The sequence below is a fragment of the Henriciella sp. genome (assembly GCF_049649345.1).
GTDB lineage: Bacteria > Pseudomonadota > Alphaproteobacteria > Caulobacterales > Hyphomonadaceae > Henriciella.
Genome location: NZ_JBARZC010000381.1, coordinates 1 through 1,550, shown reverse-complemented (window position 1 = coordinate 1,550; position 1,550 = coordinate 1). Strand labels below are relative to the sequence as shown.

General features: G+C 59.5%; 2 protein-coding genes. Both read right to left on the bottom strand.

Going from position 1 to position 1,550, the window contains the following annotated elements:
- Nucleotides 1–696 (bottom strand): hypothetical protein (locus WA989_RS10375; RefSeq protein WP_424340422.1); only part of this gene is annotated, 696 nt, incomplete at its 3' end.
- 254 nt (nt 697–950) lie between these two features.
- On the bottom strand, nt 951–1,550 hold a 600-nt coding region (locus tag WA989_RS10370), incomplete at its 5' end, for a hypothetical protein (protein WP_424340421.1).

Here is a 1,550-nt window from a genome sequence, read left to right as displayed (position 1 = left end):
GGTGGCACACAGGCCCAGAATCCTGCCGGCGACGCGGCCGCGATCGGTTGGGCTGGTCAGGCCCACAGCCGCTCGGCCCAGGGCGTGCACTTCCTCCGTCATACTCTTGAGCTGTTCGGCTTCGGCGGCTGTCACATCGATAGGCAGTTCATCCACGTGTAGTGCGTCCTCCGAAAGCATGGTCGTACCGCGCTCCCAGGCTGCATCCGACGGACCAATCAAGCCTTCCCAAAGGCGGGTCACCGCCCATTGATGGCGTTGCATGTGTGTTTCGCTGTCGGACCACTCAGCCGGTAGCTGGTCGTAGCCGAACTCAACGGTTACGTGAGAAGCGCTGTGACAGTTGCCGCAGTTCTGCGCCATCATGGCAACGGCGCTGGCGGCAGACTCAAGGTCTTCCGCTTTTTCGATCTGGCGGGCGCTGCTGCGCATGAATTCAACGTAGGGCGCATAGGTATCGGGTGAGTCGGGGTGGATCTCGTGTGTCGCCAGCCAGTTCGCTGGTTGGCGGATGCCTTCGAGGCGCCCCATCGTTATAAACGCCCTGATGGTCGTCATATAGGCGAGATACTCGTGCATATGCTCGGCGGCGGCGCTCGGTTCGTCCGAGTCCGACTCCTGAGCAGAAAGCCAGTAGGGTGAAGTTATGCCTATTACCAGGCACAGGATCGAGCAGAGTGCGGGACGACTGAGCATTTCACTTGCTCCGAGACTACGGAGGTCGGCGACTCGATGCAGCTATAGTTGCGTGAGCAACCGATTTGTCATAATACGCCTGATGGGCGCCGGTGGCTAGTGGCGTACCAGGTAGCTGCTGTTGTAATCGCCTTACAGCTCTGTGCCACTGACTGCCTCGATCAGATTTCGGGGTAAGGCCACTCGACAGGAGCTCCCCCGGATGCGCGCCACGCACTTGCTATGGCGCTGTCTCGCGCCTGGTTCTTATCGGATTACCTGACCTTCATCAGAACGGCTTTGATCTTGCCGTCGTATCCGGGGCCAGAGCGACCGTCCAGTGTCATGGACGCCTCGTTGGCCGAGCCGTCCAGAACACGAACCATTACGGTGAAGGTATGTTGTCCTGAAGCCAGCGTTGTCGCATGCAGCAGGTTCCAGTATTGCGAACCCGAGGACACCGTATCGTCGGTTACGATGGTCAACCTCCCGGTGGCACCTCGTTCCGGAATGACTCCATCGACGCGAAGCGCGAATTCTATTGAGGCGAAGGCGTTGAATTGAAGTACCGCGACGCGACCGATCGATTGAAACAGCACGACCGTATCGTCTTCCTCAACGTTGAAGCTGACGTTCGTCAGTCCCGGGTAAGGATGCCAGTCGTGTCCGGTACCAACGGATCCCGGTGGCGTAACGTTGCCATCGACGACCGGTACGTTAAGGTCGCCGTTGGTCAGCAGGAAGGTGAGATCGGTGGCGTAGAAGGTGTCTATGCTTACCGAGCTTCCACCGCTGATCCCGGCGACCTGAGCGGCCAGATCGGCTACGGTGGCCTCGAGCGTATCGAGCCGAGAACTGTTGACACTGGCGGCCAT